The organism is Faecalibacterium sp. I2-3-92 (assembly GCF_023347315.1).
In the GTDB taxonomy this organism is placed as follows: domain Bacteria; phylum Bacillota; class Clostridia; order Oscillospirales; family Ruminococcaceae; genus Faecalibacterium; species Faecalibacterium duncaniae.
The window spans coordinates 2,213,013-2,227,635 of record NZ_CP094470.1 but is presented as its reverse complement, the minus strand read 5'-3'; the positions used below and the strand labels follow the sequence as shown (position 1 = coordinate 2,227,635).

The following is a 14,623-nucleotide window of genomic DNA, read 5'->3' as shown; positions in this document are numbered from 1 at the left end:
AAATTTTCAGACTTTTCCTTGTAAAAAACGCTGGAATTTATAAAAATGGCCTGTTTTGGGCCAAAAATCTGGCAAAAAACACTTGACTTCTTTGTATACAACAGCATACAATAGAGACAGAGTGCGGGGCACAAAAGGGTGCCCCGGAGAGAAGCAAAGCAAGCTAAAAGGAGAACACGTGATATGGAAACTCTGAATTACAAGGTTCTGTCTGAGACCGGCTACAACGGCTACATCCTCAAGGATGCCCCTGTCAAGGTCATGCAGTTTGGCGAGGGTAACTTCCTGCGCGCATTCGTGGACTATTTCTATGATATCGCCAACGAGAAGGCTGGCTACAACGGCAAGGTCAAGCTGGTGCAGCCCATCGGCAACTTCCCCCAGATGGCTGACTGGATCAACGAGCAGGAGGGCCTGTACACCCTGTATCTGCGCGGCAGCGAGAAGGGCCAGAAGGTGGATGCAAAGCGCGTGATCTCCTGCGTGTCTGACTGTGTCTGCCCCTACATCGATGGCAAGTGGGAGGAAGTGCTGGCTCTGGCCCGCTCTGAGGATCTGGAAACGGTTGTATCCAACACCACCGAGGCCGGCATCGCTTACACCCAGGGCGACAGCGCGTTCGATCAGGTTCCTCCCAACAGCTTCCCCGCAAAGCTGACCCGCGTGCTGTACGAGCGCTACAAGGCATTCAACGGTGCCGCGGACAAGGGTCTGGTCATCCTGAGCTGCGAGCTGATCGACAACAACGGCAAAGAGCTGAAGAAGTGCTGCAACAACTACGCCAAGGACTGGAATCTGGAAGCTGAGTTCATCGACTGGATGAACAACGCCAATACCTTCTGCTCCACTCTGGTGGACCGCATCGTTCCGGGCCGCATCCGCGACCCCAAGGAGCTGGCTGCCATGGAAGAGGCCAACGGCTACCACGATCAGGTGCTGGATGTCGGCGAAGTCTTCGGCGTGTGGGTCATCGAGGGCCCTGCAGGTCTGGAGGACAAGCTGCCGTTCAAGAAGGCCGGTGTCAACGTCATGGTCGTGCCTGATGTTACCCCCTACAAGAAGCGCAAGGTCCGCATCCTGAATGGTGCACACACCGGCTTCGTTCTGGGCGCATATCTGGCTGGCTTCGACATCGTGCGTGACTGTATGCACAACGATACCGTTCGCGGCTTTATGAACAAGATGCTGCATGAGGAAATCATCCCCACCCTGCCTCTGGACAAGAAGGATCTGGAAGAGTTCGCTTCCGCCGTTGAGGACCGCTTCAACAACCCCTTCGTCAACCACGAGCTGATGAGCATCTCCCTGAACTCCACCTCCAAGTGGAAGGCCCGCAACATGCCTTCCTTCCTGGCTTACATCGAGGAGCAGAAGCAGCTGCCCAAGTGCCTGACCATGTCTCTGGCCGCTTACATTGCCTTCTACTCCAGTGATATCCAGGAGCGCACTGCCGACGGCCTGATCTGCAAGCGCCCCGCAGGCAACACCTACAAGATCCAGGATGACGCATGGGCACTGGACTTCTACTATGCACACAAGGACGACACCGACGCTCAGCTGGTGCACGCCGTTCTGACCAACACCCAGATGTGGGATCAGGATCTGACCAAGATCGATGGCCTGGAGGCCGCTGTTCTGGCTGATCTGGAGCTGATCCGCACCCAGGGTGCCGAAGCTGCCTACAAGAGCTGCCTGTAAGCTGGAATATCACCTGCACAACAAGGGGCTGCTGCTTTGGGCAGCGGCCTCCTTGTGCTTTGTAAATGTCATTAAGGAGAATAACTATGCCGCAGGCGATTCATATCAGCCCCATTGACAACGTGGTGGTTGCACTGCACCCCATTGCCAAGGGCACTCTGGTGGAGGTGGACGGCCTTGCCGTGACCGCGCTGGAGGATATCCCTCAGGGCCACAAGATGGCAGTAAAGCCCATCAAGAACGGTGAAAATGTCATCAAGTACGGTTTCCCCATCGGCCACGCGACCGCCGATGCCGAGCCGGGCACCTGGATGCACACCCACAATGTCCACACCAACCTGTCCGGTGAGGTGGAGTACAGCTATCACCCCGCCCCTGACCTGGCCCCCCTGCCCAAGGTGGAGCCTGAGACCTTTATGGGCTTCCGCCGCAAGGATGGCCGTGCTGCCATCCGCAACGAGATCTGGATCATTCCCACGGTCGGCTGTGTCAACGACATCGCCAAGAAGATGGTGAACGACAACCAGGATCTGGTCACCGGCTCCATTGAGGGTCTGTACACCTTTACCCATCCGTTTGGCTGCAGCCAGACCGGCCACGACCATGCCCAGACCCGCAAGCTGCTGGCCGCGCTGGTCCGCCACCCCAATGCCGCCGCTGTTCTGGTGCTGCATCTGGGCTGCGAAAACCTGCAGCACGATCAGTTCGTGGAAGAGCTGGGCGAGTATGACCACGACCGGGTCAAGTTCCTGACCTGCCAGGATGTGGACGATGAGTTTACCGCCGCCCGCGAGATCCTGAAGGAGCTGGCTGCTTACGCCGGTCAGTTCAAGCGTGAGCCTATCCCTGTGAGCGAGCTGGTGGTCGGCATGAAGTGCGGCGGCTCGGACGGCCTGTCCGGCATCACCGCCAACCCCACCATCGGCCGCTTCTCCGACATGATGGGCCAGCGCGGCGGCTCCACTGTCCTGACCGAGGTGCCCGAGATGTTCGGTGCCGAGGGCTTCCTGATGGACCGCTGCATCAACAAGGAGGTATTCGTCAAGGCCGAGCACATGATCAACGGCTTCAAGGAATACTTCATCAGCCACAACGAGGTGGTTTACGACAACCCCTCTCCGGGCAACAAGCAGGGCGGCATCACCACCCTGGAGGACAAGAGCTGCGGCTGTGTCCAGAAGGGCGGCACCGCCCCCATCATGGATGTCATCGGCTACGGTGACCCCGTGGTGACCAAGGGCCTGAACATGCTCTACGGCCCCGGCAACGATCTGGTGTCCGCAACGGCCATGACCGCCGCAGGCGCTCACCTGATCCTCTTCTCCACCGGCCGCGGCACCCCGTTCTCTGCCCCGGCTCCCACCCTGAAGATCTCTACCAACACCCCGCTGGCCGAGAAGAAGTCCGGCTGGATCGACTTCAACACCGGTGTCATCGCGGACGGTGAAAAGACCATCGACGAGGCCGCCCGCGACCTGCTGGATCTGGTCATCCGCGTTGCAGGCGGTGAGCAGACCAAGGCCGAGAAGCACGGCTTCCGCGAGATCTCCATCTTCAAGGATGGTGTTGTTCTTTAATTGAAAATGGCTGCTGTGCGTGCTTTTTGCGCGTACGGCGGCCTTTTTGTATCAAATGATATGGAGGTACAACTTATGAACCAGATCACCACCCAGTACGTCACCGAGGGCGGCGCATGCTTTGAGCAGTATGTCATCACCGACCCCGTGGCAAAAACTGCCCTGACCATCACCCCCGAGCGCGGCGGCATGGTCACCGGCTTTACCCTGGACGGCGACGAGTACATCTGGACCCGCCGCCCCAACTTCAGCGAGTGCAACCGCCCCCGCTTTGGCATCCCTGTGCTGTTCCCCAACTGCGGCAAGCCCGACAACGGCGTGCACATCTTCAACGGCCAGGCCTATCCCATGGAGATCCACGGCATGGCTGACCTGTGCCCCTGGGAAGTGGAGAGCGTCGGTCCCGACGGAGTGACCCTGATCCTGGAGTCCAGCCCCCTGACCAAGTTCCTCTACCCCTTCGATTTCACTGTCCTGATGAACTACAACCTGCAGGGCAACACCGCTTCCCTGAGCATGACTGTGATCAATGAGGGCGATGTTCCGATGCCCTTCAGTTTTGGTTATCATCCCTATTTTGTGGCCTCTGCTCTGGAGAATGTGGACTTTGACATCAAGTGCGCCACCTGCTCCGAGGATGCCAAGGGCGAGCAGCCTGCCGCACCCGAGAAGATCACCCTGACCCGCAAGGAAGGTTCTGACAACTCCATCCGCCTGATGACCGGCGTGGAGTTCCCCATGACCTTTACGGATAAGGGCAACGGCCACAAGGTCACCGTGGATGCTGACGAGAGCTTTACCAACGGTGTGCTGTGGCAGCAGGATGCCGAAAACTTCGTCTGCATGGAGCCCTGGAACGGCTGGGCCAACAGTGTGAACGAAGAGGGCAAGCACGAGGTGCTGGAGCCCGATGAGGCTATGACCAGCGAGTGGACCATCACCATCGAGAAGGTCTAAGACCCCGCTGCGAAACCTTTGATACGCAAAAAACTCCCCTGCATTCCGGTAAAATGGAGTGCAGGGGAGTTTTTATGTTACAGGCTCAGGCCTGCGTTTTTTACTGCTCCGGAGCGGTGAAGCTGATGGGGGTAGCACCTGCAGCAGCATCAACGCTCAGCAGGGAGATGGGAGCAACCTCGTAGCTCAGGGTGTCGAAGCTCTGGGTGTCGCCGCTCTCGGTGGTGAACTCCAGGACATACTCAGCGCTCTTGTCAGCGTCCTCGGGCAGGGTCAGCACAACGCTGTCGCCGTCAGCCAGGCCGTCAGCAGCCAGGTTCTCGCCCTTGTCCTCAGAGCCGGCAACGTACAGGTACAGCTCGGTGACGTTCTCGCCGGTGGTGTTGTAGACAGTGTACTCGGCGGACTCGACCTCGGCCTCGCTGGAAGCTGCCTCAGAGCTTGCAGCTTCAGAGGAAGCGGCAGCGGAAGAAGCAACGGAAGAAGCGGTGGTGGAAGAAGCAGAACCGCCGCAAGCGGTCATACCAACAGCCAGTGCCAGAGCAGCGGCAACAACAGCAACATTCTTGAGTTTCATTGTGTAATCTCTCCTTGTTCGTGACGAAAATCTTTTCTCGTGGGCAGCTCTCGTGAAAAGTTGCCCACAAGCAACTATTATACAAGGATGTGTCGAAGAATACAATAACAAATCCTTTACAAAAGTGTGAAAAGTATGACAAAGACCCTCTCCGTCCTGCTGATGCCCGCCAGCACCTCCAAAAGGGAGGGGCGGCATTGCGCAGCAATGACGGAGAGGGTCTTTTCTATTTCGAGGTGCTTTACTTACTTGGGCTGCTTGCCGATGTAAGCCAGGATGCCGCCATCAGCGTACAGGATCTGGCCATTGACAAAGTCGGAAGCATGGGAGGCCAGGAACACGCAGGGGCCGACCATGTCCTCGGGGGTGCCCCAGCGGCCTGCGGGGGTCTTGGCGCAGATGAAGGTATCGAAGGGATGGCGGCTGCCATCGGGCTGGATTTCGCGCAGGGGAGCGGTCTGAGCGGTGGCAATGTAGCCAGGGCCCATGCCGTTGCACTGGATGTTGTACTCGCCGTACTCGGAGGCGATGTTGCGGGTCAGCATCTTCAGTGCGCCCTTGGCGGCAGCGTAGGCGGAGACAGTCTCGCGGCCCAGCTCGCTCATCATGGAGCAGATGTTGATGATCTTGCCCTCGCGCTTGGCGATCATATCGGGCAGAACAGCCTTGGAGCAGTTGAAGGCACCGCCAACGTGCACATCGATGACGCGCAGGAAATCGGTGTGGCTCATCTCGATCATGGGCACACGCTTCATCAGACCGGCGTTGTTCACCAGAATGTCCACGGGGCCGACATCAGCCTTGATCTGGGCGATCATGGCGTTCACGGCAGCCTCATCGGTAACATCGGCCACATAGCCGTGTGCGTCGATGCCGGCAGCCTTGTAGGCGGCCAGGCCCTTTTCCAGGCTGCCCTCGTTGGAGCAGTTGAAGCAGACGGTAGCGCCGCACTTTGCCATGCCCTCGGCAATGGAGAAGCCGATGCCGTGTGCGCCGCCGGTGACCAGGGCAACCTTGCCCTTCAGATCAAATGCAGTAAGATCCATAAGTAGAACTCCTTTACTGAAAGACCCCGCGCCGGTTCGCCGGTGCGGGGTCTGGTTTGTGTTTAGCGCAGGTCGGTGGTAGCGATGTTGTCCATGTCGTCAAACTCCATGTTCTCGCCGCCCATAGCCCAGATAAACGTATAGTTCGAGGTGCCAACACCACTGTGGATGCTCCAGGAGGGGCTGATGACAGCATCCTCGTTGTGCATCACGATATGGCGGGTCTGGGTAGGCTCACCGCACATGTGGAACACCACCTGCCCCTCGGGCAATTCAAAGTAGGTGTAGATCTCCATCCGCCGCTCATGGGTGTGGCTGGGCATCGTGTTCCAGTTGGAACCGGGGTCCAGCTCGGTCATGCCCATGCTCAGCTGGCAGGTCTTCAGCACGTCCGGGTGGATGAACTGATTGATGGTGCGCTTGTTGCAGGTCTCCACGCTGCCCAGAGGACGATGATTTGCATCGGCCATCTTGATCAGGCGGGTCTCGTAAGCGCAGTGTGCCGGAGCAGACACCATATAGAACTTGGCAGGATGCTCGGGATCGGCGGAAGCAAAGGTCACTTCCTTGGTGCCCTGGGTGATGTACAGGCAGTCCTTGTAGCCCAGCTCGTACTTCACGCCGTCGGCCACCACGATACCGGTGGAATCCTTGCCGATGTTGAACATACCGATCTCGCGGCGCTCCAGGAAATAATGGGTGCCGAAGTTTGCCCAGATGTCGATGCCCTTGTCGATGGACACGGTCTCGTGCACCGGCATACAGCCCAGCGTGACCATGCGGTCCACATGGCTGTACACGGCAACAACTTCATCTGCCTTGTACAGGCCGGTGATGAGCATCTCGTCCCGCATTTCCTCGGTGGTATAGCGCTTGAAATCCTTCTGGTTGCAGGAATAACGGATATCCATTGCGGACGACCTCCTGTAACGCTTGCTTAGCGCTGGATACGGCCGGAACCGTCGCCGCCAGCCAGCTTCTCGACCTCGGACACGGTCATCATGTTGTAGTCGCCCTCGATGGAGTGCTTCAGAGCAGAAGCAGCAACAGCGAACTCAACAGCTTCCTGAGTGCTCTTGCCGGTCAGCAGGCTGTAGATCAGGCCGCCGCCGAAGGAGTCACCGCCGCCAACGCGGTCGATGATGTGCAGGTCGTACTTCTTGGAGAAGCAGTACTCGTTGGAAGCAACGTCGTACAGCATAGCGCTCCAGCCGTTGTCGAATGCGCTGTGGCTCTCACGCAGGGTGATAGCGACCTTCTCGAAGTGGAACTTGTCAGCCAGCTGCTTGGCAACGCTCTTGTAGCCCTCAGCATTCAGCTTGCCGCCGCAGATATCGGTAGCCTCGGCCTCGATGCCGAACACGTCCTTTGCGTCCTCCTCGTTGGAGATGCAGACATCAACGTACTGGCACAGATCGGTCATGGCAGCACGAGCCTGCTCACGGGTCCACAGCTTGCCGCGGTAGTTCAGGTCGCAGCTGATCTTCACGCCGTGAGCCTTAGCAGCCTTGCAGGCCTCGCGGCAGATCTCGACAACGTTCTCGCCCAGAGCCGGGGTGATGCCGGTGAAGTGGAACCAATCCACGCCCTCGAAGATCTTCTCCCAATCGAAATCGGAAGGCTGTGCCAGCTGGATAGCGCTGTTGGCACGGTCGTAGATGCAGACAGAACCACGCTGAGAAGCGCCCTTCTCGTTGTAGTAGATACCAACGCGGTCACCGCCACGGGTGATCATGCTGGTGTCAACGCCATAGCGGCGCAGGCTGTTGACAGCGGCCTGACCGATGGCGTGTGCGGGCAGCTTCGTGACGAAAGCTGCGTCCAGGCCGTAGTTGGCCAGAGAAACAGCAACGTTGGCCTCGCCGCCGCCGAAGGTGAACTCCAGGCTGTTAGCCTGGACAAAGCGCTCATAGTTGAACGGCTGCAGACGGACCATCAGTTCGCCAAAAGTAACGACTTTCATTGTGGTGTACTCCTTTATAATCAGATGTGTTTTATATCACCCGCCGCAGGGTGGACCGGTGCGGCGGGAAACGCCGTGGAAATGCTCAGGAACTCAGGCCTGGACCAGGTGCATTGCAAAGCCGGCGATCTCGTCAGCAAAATAGCAGGCGATGGTCTTGCCGTTCTTGACATTCTTGCTGTCCAGATCGAACTTCACGCCGCGCTGAGACAGGTGATAGATGGCACGGTCAACGTTGTTGCAGGCGATGGCAATGTGGCCATTGGTGCCGCGGCCGGGCTTCTTCATGATCTCGAATTCCTTGTTGCCCACAAAGATGCTGGAGTTGCCGGGAGCGACCTTCATGTTCAGCAGACCGCCCAGCAGGGTGGCGACCTTCATGGCCTCTTCCTCGTTGCCGGTGTTGATGCCGACATGGTGCAGGCGCAGGCCCAGCATGGTGTCAACGGCTTCCTTGCTCTGAGCGGTGATCTTTGCCCAGTCGCCAGCCTTGATGACATCGCTCTTGCACATCCAGGTGCCGCCGACAGCGAAGATCTGGTCGTAGCCCAGGTAATCGTTGACGTTCTTTGCGTTGACACCGCCGGTGCACATCCAGCGTGCGCCCTTCAGGGCAGCGCCGATGTTCTTCAGCATGCCGACACCGCCGTTTGCCTCAGCGGGGAAGAACTTCAGGGCCTCGCAGCCCATGTTCATAGCCTGCTGCATCTCGCCGGCAGAAGCGGTACCGGGCATCATAATGCCGCCCTTGTCGATCACGTGCTTGCAGACCTCGGGGTCAAAGCCGGGAGCAACGATGAAGGAAGCACCAGCTGCCATTGCACGGTCAGCCTGCTCGCAGGTCAGGACAGTGCCTGCACCCAGCAGCATCTCGGGCATCTCTTCGTGGATCTTGCGGATGCACTCCTCAGCACATGCAGTGCGGAAGGTGACCTCGGCTGCGGGCAGACCGCCCTCGGCCAGAGCCTTGCACAGGGGCAGGGCCTCGTCTACGCTGTTGAAGGCGATAACAGGGATAATGCCGATCTGATAGACCTTTTCAACGATGGGATTCATAACGCATTTCTCCTTTTTATTTGACACTCAGGGCGGGGCAGGGCCGGATGGGCACACTCTCCCCACCATACGTTCACAGTATTAGTATAAACGACCCGGCCGCTTTTGGTAATGCTCAACAAGCACAATGTTTTGCATAAGAGCTTGTATACATTGCACAAAAATGCCCAACGGTCACAGCCCGAGCCGCTCAAACAGCTCTGCAACGCCGTCGTGGTCGTTGTCGCGGGTGCTGACGATATCCCCCAGTGCCCGGATCTCGGGCAGGGCGTTGGCCATCACGGCGGCCACACCGGCCCGGGCCAGCATGGCGCGGTCATTGTCGCTGTCGCCGATGGCAAGGGTGGCCTCCCGGGGGATGCCGAGCCGGTCGGCCAGAGCCAGCAGGGCGGTACCCTTGTCCACCCCTGCGGCGGTGACCTCTACATTGTCCGGGGCACCCTGTACGGCCTCGATGCCGGGAAACGCCCGGAAACGGACGAGAGCGGCCTGTGCAATTTCGATGCTGTCGAAGAACATACAGAATTTTTCCACTTCGTGGGCGTGGCGGCTCATCCATTCGTCCAGATCCCGCACAACATGGGTACGGCCATCGTCCGGCTGTCTGGCCTCGGTGGAATGGCGCTGGATATGACGGTTCTGAAACAGGGCCATACCGGTACCGTCCAAATAAGAGCGCCCGTCCGAAAAAATGCTCAGTGGGCCATGATATTCCCGGTAGAGGGCAAACACTTCCCGGGCGGTTTCCGGGGGCAAACAATGACGCTCCAGCAGAACCGGTTCATGGGTCGGACGCCGGGCCGCATCGGAGTAACGGCTGTATACGGCACCCAGCGGGTCTGTGCCCATATCCCAGACAGCGGCACCGTTGGCGGTGATGGCGTACCGGATGCCGGGCAGCTGCGCCACCAACGGCGGCAGGCTGGCAAGGGGCCGCCCGGTGCAGGGCAGCACGATGACCCTGCGCCCGACGGCATCGGCAATGGCCTGCCGGGTGCGGGGGGAGATCTGGCTCTGGGAATTGAGCAGGGTGCCGTCCAGATCAAGGGCGACAAGACGGATCGGGGTAGAAGGTGACATAGTTTCTCCTTTGATTTAAGAACCTCTCCGGCAGCAGCGTAAACATGGCTCCCCTGCCAGGGGAGCTGCCGCGATAGGTGACGGAGAGACTGATATCCTTATTTTATCCTATAAATAAAATTTGCGCAAGCGCCGGTTCTGTGTTAAAATAATCGCTATGCGGCGAGTGATTTTATAGGAGAAAAGAATATGAAGGCAAAGACTCTGCGCACGCGGCTCAAGCCCCACCTGTGGTATCAGGCTTACTGGGTGGTCTACCTCATCTGGTTCTTTTGGCTGGATCTGACCATCACGGACCCCAAATACATCATCCACTCCCCGATGGATGACCTCATCCCTTTCAACGAGTGGTTCATTTTCCCGTACTGCAGCTGGTTCGTGCTGCTGGCGGCGGTCACGGCCCTGCTGTGGTGGTTCGACACCGCCAGCTATGACAAGCTCTGCCTGATGATGTTCTCGGGCATGACGCTCTGCCTCATTATTTATATGGTACTGCCCAACGGCCTTGACATCCGCCCCACGGCGGAAGCCATCGGCCGGGAGAATTTTGCCATGACTTTGATGCAGCTCATTTGGAAAGCAGATGCCTCGGTCAATGTCTGCCCCTCGATCCACTGCCAGAGCACGGCCTGCATGGCCATTGCCTTTTCGGGCAGCACGCTGACAAAGCAGCGCCCCTGGCTCAAAGCAGCGGCCTGGGTGTGGGCAGCGCTCATCTGCGCTTCCACCGTGTTCACCAAGCAGCATTCCATCATTGACGTGGTCTGCGGTCTGGCGCTGGCGGCTGTGTGGGGCGTGATCCTTTACGGCCCGTGGAAAAAGCGGCAGGATTGACAAGAAAAAGTTCTCAATTTTGGCAGTTTCCCAATTGACGCGGACAAAGTGTGTGGAGTACAATAAAAATGAAACTGATATATTAGTAAAACACAAAGATAACAGGCGTGCAGAAGCACAAAAGGAGCGAAGACAGTATGGCAGTTCGGAGCGCCCGCGAGGCAGCCTACGAAACCATCCGCAGCAGGATCATCACCATGGAGCTCAAACCCGGGGATGAACTGAACGACCACGAGCTGGCCCAGGAACTGGGCATCAGCCGCACCCCCATGCGGGAAGCGCTGATCATGCTCAACATTGCCCACATGGTGACCATCAAGCCCCAGAGCGGCACCTATGTGGCCCCCATTGATCTGGAGCTGATGGAGATGGAGCAGTTTGCGCGCTTCACGCTGGAAAAAGAGCTTCTGAACCATATCCGGGGCCGCCTGACCGGCGAGCAGGAGAGAGCCTACCGGCTGCTGATCGAGCAGTACCGTGTGCTGGAAAGCCACCCGGAGGCTGAAAACCGTGAGACCCGGATGCTGGATCTGGACAACGCCTTCCATCGCCGCGCCTTTGAGCTCTGCGGCATGGAGGGACACTTTGACCACATGCTTTCCACCTTTCAGCACATCGAGCGGCTGCGTAAGTTCAGCCTGCAGACGGATGAGAACAAATCGGTCTGTGGTGCCCACACCCGCATCCTGGAGGCTGTGCTCCACGGCACGGAGGAGGATGTGAGCCGGGCGCTGAGTGAACATCTGCACCGGTATAAGCTCAGTGTGGATCAGGCCCGTGCCGCCCACCCGGATTATTTTATCGGCAACGGTGATACATGGTAAAAATTTCTTTCGTCAAACTGCCCAATGCGTGTATTTTGCGGCCGGATGGGGGCAAAATCCCATGTGTGGCCGTTTCTTTGTGTAAAGTATACAAGAAAAAACATCAAAACTTGTCAAAACGTCAATTGCCAATTTGAAACTGATATATTAGAATATAAGCAAGAATGTGCCACGGCACCCGCCGGGGCATTTAAGAAGCAAAGCAACAAACAAGGAGGAACCCACTATGCCTATGAAAATGGGTTGGCGTTGGTACGGTGAGGGCAACGATCCCATCACCCTCAACGACATCAAGCAGATTCCCGGCGTGACCAGCATCGTCTGGGCACTGCACAACAAGATGCCCGGTGAGATCTGGGAGATCGACGAGATCCAGAAGGTCGCCGATCAGATCCACGCCTACGGCTTCGACATGGACGTGGTCGAGTCTGTCAATGTCCACGATGACATCAAGATCGGCCTGCCCACCCGCGACAAGTACATCGAGAACTACAAGCAGTGCATCCGCAACCTGTCCAAGTTCGGTGTCAAGGTCATCTGCTACAACTTCATGCCCATCTTTGACTGGACCCGTACCGACCTGTTCCACCCCGTCGGCGACGGCTCCACTGCTCTGTTCTACCAGAAGGACATGATCCAGGACGATTACAAGGCCATGGCCGACTACATCCTGGGCTTCACCGAGAAGTACAACATGACCTTCCCCGGCTGGGAGCCTGAGCGTATGGCAAAGCTGGACGAGCTGTTCAAGGCCTATGCCCCTGTTACCAAGGAAAAGCTGTGGGAGAACCTGAAGTACTTCCTGGAAGCTCTGATGCCCACCTGCCGCGAGTGCGACATCAAGATGGCCATCCACATGGACGATCCCCCTTGGGATATCTTCGGCCTGCCCCGCCTGCTGGTGGATGCTGAGAGCATCGACCGCTTCCTGAGCATGGTGGACGACGAGTACAACTGCCTGACCCTGTGCTCCGGCAGCCTGAACGCAAACCCCAACAACAACGTTGCCGAGATCGTCCGCAAGCACTGCGACCGCATTGCATTTGCTCACATCCGCAACATCCACCACTTCCCCAATGGCGACTTCTCCGAGGCTGCTCACCGCGACTGCTGCGGCGAGACCGGCATCATCGAGATCCTGCGCGCCTACCATGACTGCGGCTACGAGGGCTATATCCGCCCCGACCACGGCCGTCAGCTGTGGGAGGAAGGCCCCGGCAACTGCCGCCCCGGTTACGGCAAGTATGACCGTGCTCTGGGTATCCAGTACATGCTGGGTGTCTGGGACCTGCTGGATCGTCTGGATGAAGAGAAAAAGAAAGGCTGAGTACTATTATGAAGCTGTCTGATATCAAGAACGGCAATCTGTCCGCCGAGTGGGCAGAAAAGGGCTACGAGCTGCCCAAGTTTGACGTGGAGGCTGTCAAGGCCAAGACCCACGCAGAGCCCACCTGGGTGCACTTCGGCGCAGGCAATATTTTCCGTGCCTTCCCCGCTGCCATCCTGAACGAGGCCCTGAACAGCGGCAAGTATGACCGCGGTGTCATCGTTGCTGAGAGCTTTGACTACGAGATCATCGACAAGGCTTACCAGCCCTACGACAACCTGAGCCTGCTGGTCTGCCTGAAGTCCACCGGCGACATCGAGAAGAAGGTCATTGCTTCCGTGACTGAGAGCCTGAAGGCTGATTACTCCTTTGGCGAGGATTGGGCCCGTCTGGTCGAGATCTTCCAGAACCCCAGCCTGCAGATGATCTCCTTCACCATCACCGAGAAGGGCTACGGCGTTGCTCCTGCTGACCTGGAGCGCGGCCTGACCCCCGTTCTGGCCATGGGCAAGGTCACCGCTCTGCTGTACGAGCGCTTCAAGGCCGGCAAGCTGCCCCTGACCGTTCAGAGCATGGATAACTGCTCTCACAACGGCGACAAGGTCAAGACCGCTGTCCACGCCTATGCTTCCAAGTGGGTCGAGCAGGGTCTGGTTCCCGCTGAGTTCCTGGCATACGTTCAGGACGAGACCAAGATCACCTTCCCCTGGAGCATGATCGATAAGATCACTCCCCGTCCCGACGCAAAGGTCCAGGATATGCTGGCCAAGGACGGCTTTGAGGACAACTACACCATCGTGACCGAGAAGCACACCTTTACTGCTCCCTTTGTCAACGCAGAGGAGACCCAGTACCTGTGCATCGAGGATCACTACACCAACGGCCGTCCTCCGCTGGAGCTGGGCGGTGTGCTGTACTGCGACCGCGAGACCGTTGACAAGATCGAGAAGATGAAGGTGTGCACCTGCCTGAACCCCCTGCACACCGCAATGTCCATCTACGGCTGCATGCTGGGTTACACCCTCATCAGCGCCGAGATGGCCGACGAGGATCTGCGTCCCTTCATCCAGAAAATCGGTTATATCGAGGCAATGCCCGTGGTCGTTGATCCTGGTGTCCTGAACCCCTACGAGTTCATCGGCGCTGTCATCAACCGCCGCCTGCCCAACCCCTTCATGCCCGATGCTCCCCAGCGTATCGCTACCGATACCTCTCAGAAGTTGGCCATCCGCTTCGGCGAGACCATCAAGGCATATCAGGCACGCGGTCTGGACAAGTCCAACCTGGTGCTGATCCCCCTGGTGCTGGCAGGTTATGCCCGCTACCTGAAGGGAATTGATGACAACGGCAAGGCTTTCGAGATCTCTCCCGATCCGATGCTGGCTGAGCTGCAGGCCATCGTGGCTCCTCTGGAAGTCAAGGAAGGCGAGCAGGACTTCAGCTGCCTGAAGAACCTGTACAGCCGTGCCGATGTGTTCGGTGTTGACCTGTACGAGGTCGGCCTGGGTGAGCAGATCGAGGGCATGGTCAAGGAGCTGTACGCTGGCAACGGCGCAGTCCGCAAGACCCTGCACAAGTATGTTGTCGCCCGCTGAGCGCTGACACGATCCTGAATTAAGCTATCTTCGTTCCCGCGCTGCGTTTTGCTTTGCCGCAGCGTGGGATTTTTTTGTTTTCCGGCATG

General features: G+C 58.1%; 13 protein-coding genes. 7 read left to right on the top strand and 6 right to left on the bottom strand.

The window, feature by feature from the left end; genetic code table 11:
- Positions 1-183 precede the first annotated feature (183 nt).
- The 3 genes from MTP42_RS10895 (at position 184) to MTP42_RS10885 (ending at position 4,232) form a co-directional block, all read left to right on the top strand.
- Positions 184-1,698 (top strand): tagaturonate reductase, encoded by a 1,515-nt coding sequence (locus MTP42_RS10895; RefSeq protein WP_249257305.1) that lies wholly within the window; start codon positions 184-186, stop codon positions 1,696-1,698.
- Positions 1,699-1,784: 86 nt separating this feature from the next.
- Entirely contained in the window at positions 1,785-3,275 is a 1,491-nt protein-coding gene (locus MTP42_RS10890) for a UxaA family hydrolase (protein WP_005931468.1), read from the top strand.
- Between the two features lie 75 nt (positions 3,276-3,350).
- Complete coding sequence (locus MTP42_RS10885) at positions 3,351-4,232, top strand: aldose epimerase family protein (protein WP_117475961.1); 882 nt, start codon at positions 3,351-3,353, stop codon at positions 4,230-4,232.
- A 100-nt stretch (positions 4,233-4,332) separates the two neighbouring features.
- Here MTP42_RS10885 and MTP42_RS10880 read toward each other — a convergent pair whose 3' ends face one another.
- The 6 genes from MTP42_RS10880 to MTP42_RS10855 all read right to left on the bottom strand — a co-directional run bounded on the left by MTP42_RS10880 (position 4,333) and on the right by MTP42_RS10855 (position 9,954).
- Positions 4,333-4,809 (bottom strand): cytochrome C, encoded by a 477-nt coding sequence (locus MTP42_RS10880; RefSeq protein ID WP_249257304.1) that lies wholly within the window; start codon positions 4,807-4,809, stop codon positions 4,333-4,335.
- Between the two features lie 245 nt (positions 4,810-5,054).
- Positions 5,055-5,855 (bottom strand): gluconate 5-dehydrogenase, encoded by an 801-nt coding sequence (locus MTP42_RS10875; RefSeq protein ID WP_117504564.1) that lies wholly within the window; start codon positions 5,853-5,855, stop codon positions 5,055-5,057.
- A gap of 62 nt (positions 5,856-5,917) precedes the next feature.
- Complete coding sequence (gene kduI, locus MTP42_RS10870; RefSeq protein ID WP_005931438.1) at positions 5,918-6,766, bottom strand: 5-dehydro-4-deoxy-D-glucuronate isomerase; 849 nt, start codon at positions 6,764-6,766, stop codon at positions 5,918-5,920.
- Between the two features lie 26 nt (positions 6,767-6,792).
- On the bottom strand, positions 6,793-7,818 hold the full coding sequence (locus tag MTP42_RS10865) for a sugar kinase (RefSeq protein WP_249257303.1): 1,026 nt from the start codon (positions 7,816-7,818) through the stop codon (positions 6,793-6,795).
- A 93-nt stretch (positions 7,819-7,911) separates the two neighbouring features.
- The gene (gene eda / locus MTP42_RS10860) at positions 7,912-8,874 is read right to left on the bottom strand and encodes a bifunctional 4-hydroxy-2-oxoglutarate aldolase/2-dehydro-3-deoxy-phosphogluconate aldolase (RefSeq protein WP_097770432.1); all 963 of its coding nucleotides are present in this window, start codon (positions 8,872-8,874) and stop codon (positions 7,912-7,914) included.
- 174 nt (positions 8,875-9,048) lie between these two features.
- Complete coding sequence (locus tag MTP42_RS10855; RefSeq protein WP_156069092.1) at positions 9,049-9,954, bottom strand: Cof-type HAD-IIB family hydrolase; 906 nt, start codon at positions 9,952-9,954, stop codon at positions 9,049-9,051.
- Positions 9,955-10,143: 189 nt separating this feature from the next.
- Between MTP42_RS10855 and MTP42_RS10850 the strand changes: the two genes are divergently transcribed.
- The 4 genes from MTP42_RS10850 (at position 10,144) to MTP42_RS10835 (ending at position 14,534) form a co-directional block, all read left to right on the top strand.
- The gene (locus MTP42_RS10850) at positions 10,144-10,788 is read left to right on the top strand and encodes a phosphatase PAP2 family protein (RefSeq protein WP_156069094.1); all 645 of its coding nucleotides are present in this window, start codon (positions 10,144-10,146) and stop codon (positions 10,786-10,788) included.
- A 137-nt stretch (positions 10,789-10,925) separates the two neighbouring features.
- The gene (locus tag MTP42_RS10845) at positions 10,926-11,612 is read left to right on the top strand and encodes a GntR family transcriptional regulator (RefSeq protein ID WP_097773519.1); all 687 of its coding nucleotides are present in this window, start codon (positions 10,926-10,928) and stop codon (positions 11,610-11,612) included.
- Positions 11,613-11,838: 226 nt separating this feature from the next.
- A complete protein-coding gene (uxuA, locus tag MTP42_RS10840; protein WP_005931401.1) occupies positions 11,839-12,939 on the top strand; it encodes a mannonate dehydratase in 1,101 nt (366 codons plus the stop codon).
- A gap of 8 nt (positions 12,940-12,947) precedes the next feature.
- Positions 12,948-14,534 (top strand): mannitol dehydrogenase family protein, encoded by a 1,587-nt coding sequence (locus MTP42_RS10835; RefSeq protein WP_207683943.1) that lies wholly within the window; start codon positions 12,948-12,950, stop codon positions 14,532-14,534.
- Positions 14,535-14,623 lie beyond the last annotated feature (89 nt).

Excerpts from the sequence above, each read along its gene's own strand:
- MTP42_RS10895 (WP_249257305.1), top strand. The coding sequence starts at position 184 with ATGGAAACTCTGAATTACAAGGTTCTGTCTGAGACCGGCTACAACGGC.
- MTP42_RS10890 (WP_005931468.1), top strand. The coding sequence starts at position 1,785 with ATGCCGCAGGCGATTCATATCAGCCCCATTGACAACGTGGTGGTTGCA.
- MTP42_RS10885 (WP_117475961.1), top strand. The coding sequence starts at position 3,351 with ATGAACCAGATCACCACCCAGTACGTCACCGAGGGCGGCGCATGCTTT.
- MTP42_RS10880 (WP_249257304.1), bottom strand. The coding sequence starts at position 4,809 with ATGAAACTCAAGAATGTTGCTGTTGTTGCCGCTGCTCTGGCACTGGCT.
- MTP42_RS10875 (WP_117504564.1), bottom strand. The coding sequence starts at position 5,855 with ATGGATCTTACTGCATTTGATCTGAAGGGCAAGGTTGCCCTGGTCACC.
- kduI (WP_005931438.1), bottom strand. The coding sequence starts at position 6,766 with ATGGATATCCGTTATTCCTGCAACCAGAAGGATTTCAAGCGCTATACC.
- MTP42_RS10865 (WP_249257303.1), bottom strand. The coding sequence starts at position 7,818 with ATGAAAGTCGTTACTTTTGGCGAACTGATGGTCCGTCTGCAGCCGTTC.
- eda (WP_097770432.1), bottom strand. The coding sequence starts at position 8,874 with ATGAATCCCATCGTTGAAAAGGTCTATCAGATCGGCATTATCCCTGTT.
- MTP42_RS10855 (WP_156069092.1), bottom strand. The coding sequence starts at position 9,954 with ATGTCACCTTCTACCCCGATCCGTCTTGTCGCCCTTGATCTGGACGGC.
- MTP42_RS10850 (WP_156069094.1), top strand. The coding sequence starts at position 10,144 with ATGAAGGCAAAGACTCTGCGCACGCGGCTCAAGCCCCACCTGTGGTAT.
- MTP42_RS10845 (WP_097773519.1), top strand. The coding sequence starts at position 10,926 with ATGGCAGTTCGGAGCGCCCGCGAGGCAGCCTACGAAACCATCCGCAGC.
- uxuA (WP_005931401.1), top strand. The coding sequence starts at position 11,839 with ATGCCTATGAAAATGGGTTGGCGTTGGTACGGTGAGGGCAACGATCCC.
- MTP42_RS10835 (WP_207683943.1), top strand. The coding sequence starts at position 12,948 with ATGAAGCTGTCTGATATCAAGAACGGCAATCTGTCCGCCGAGTGGGCA.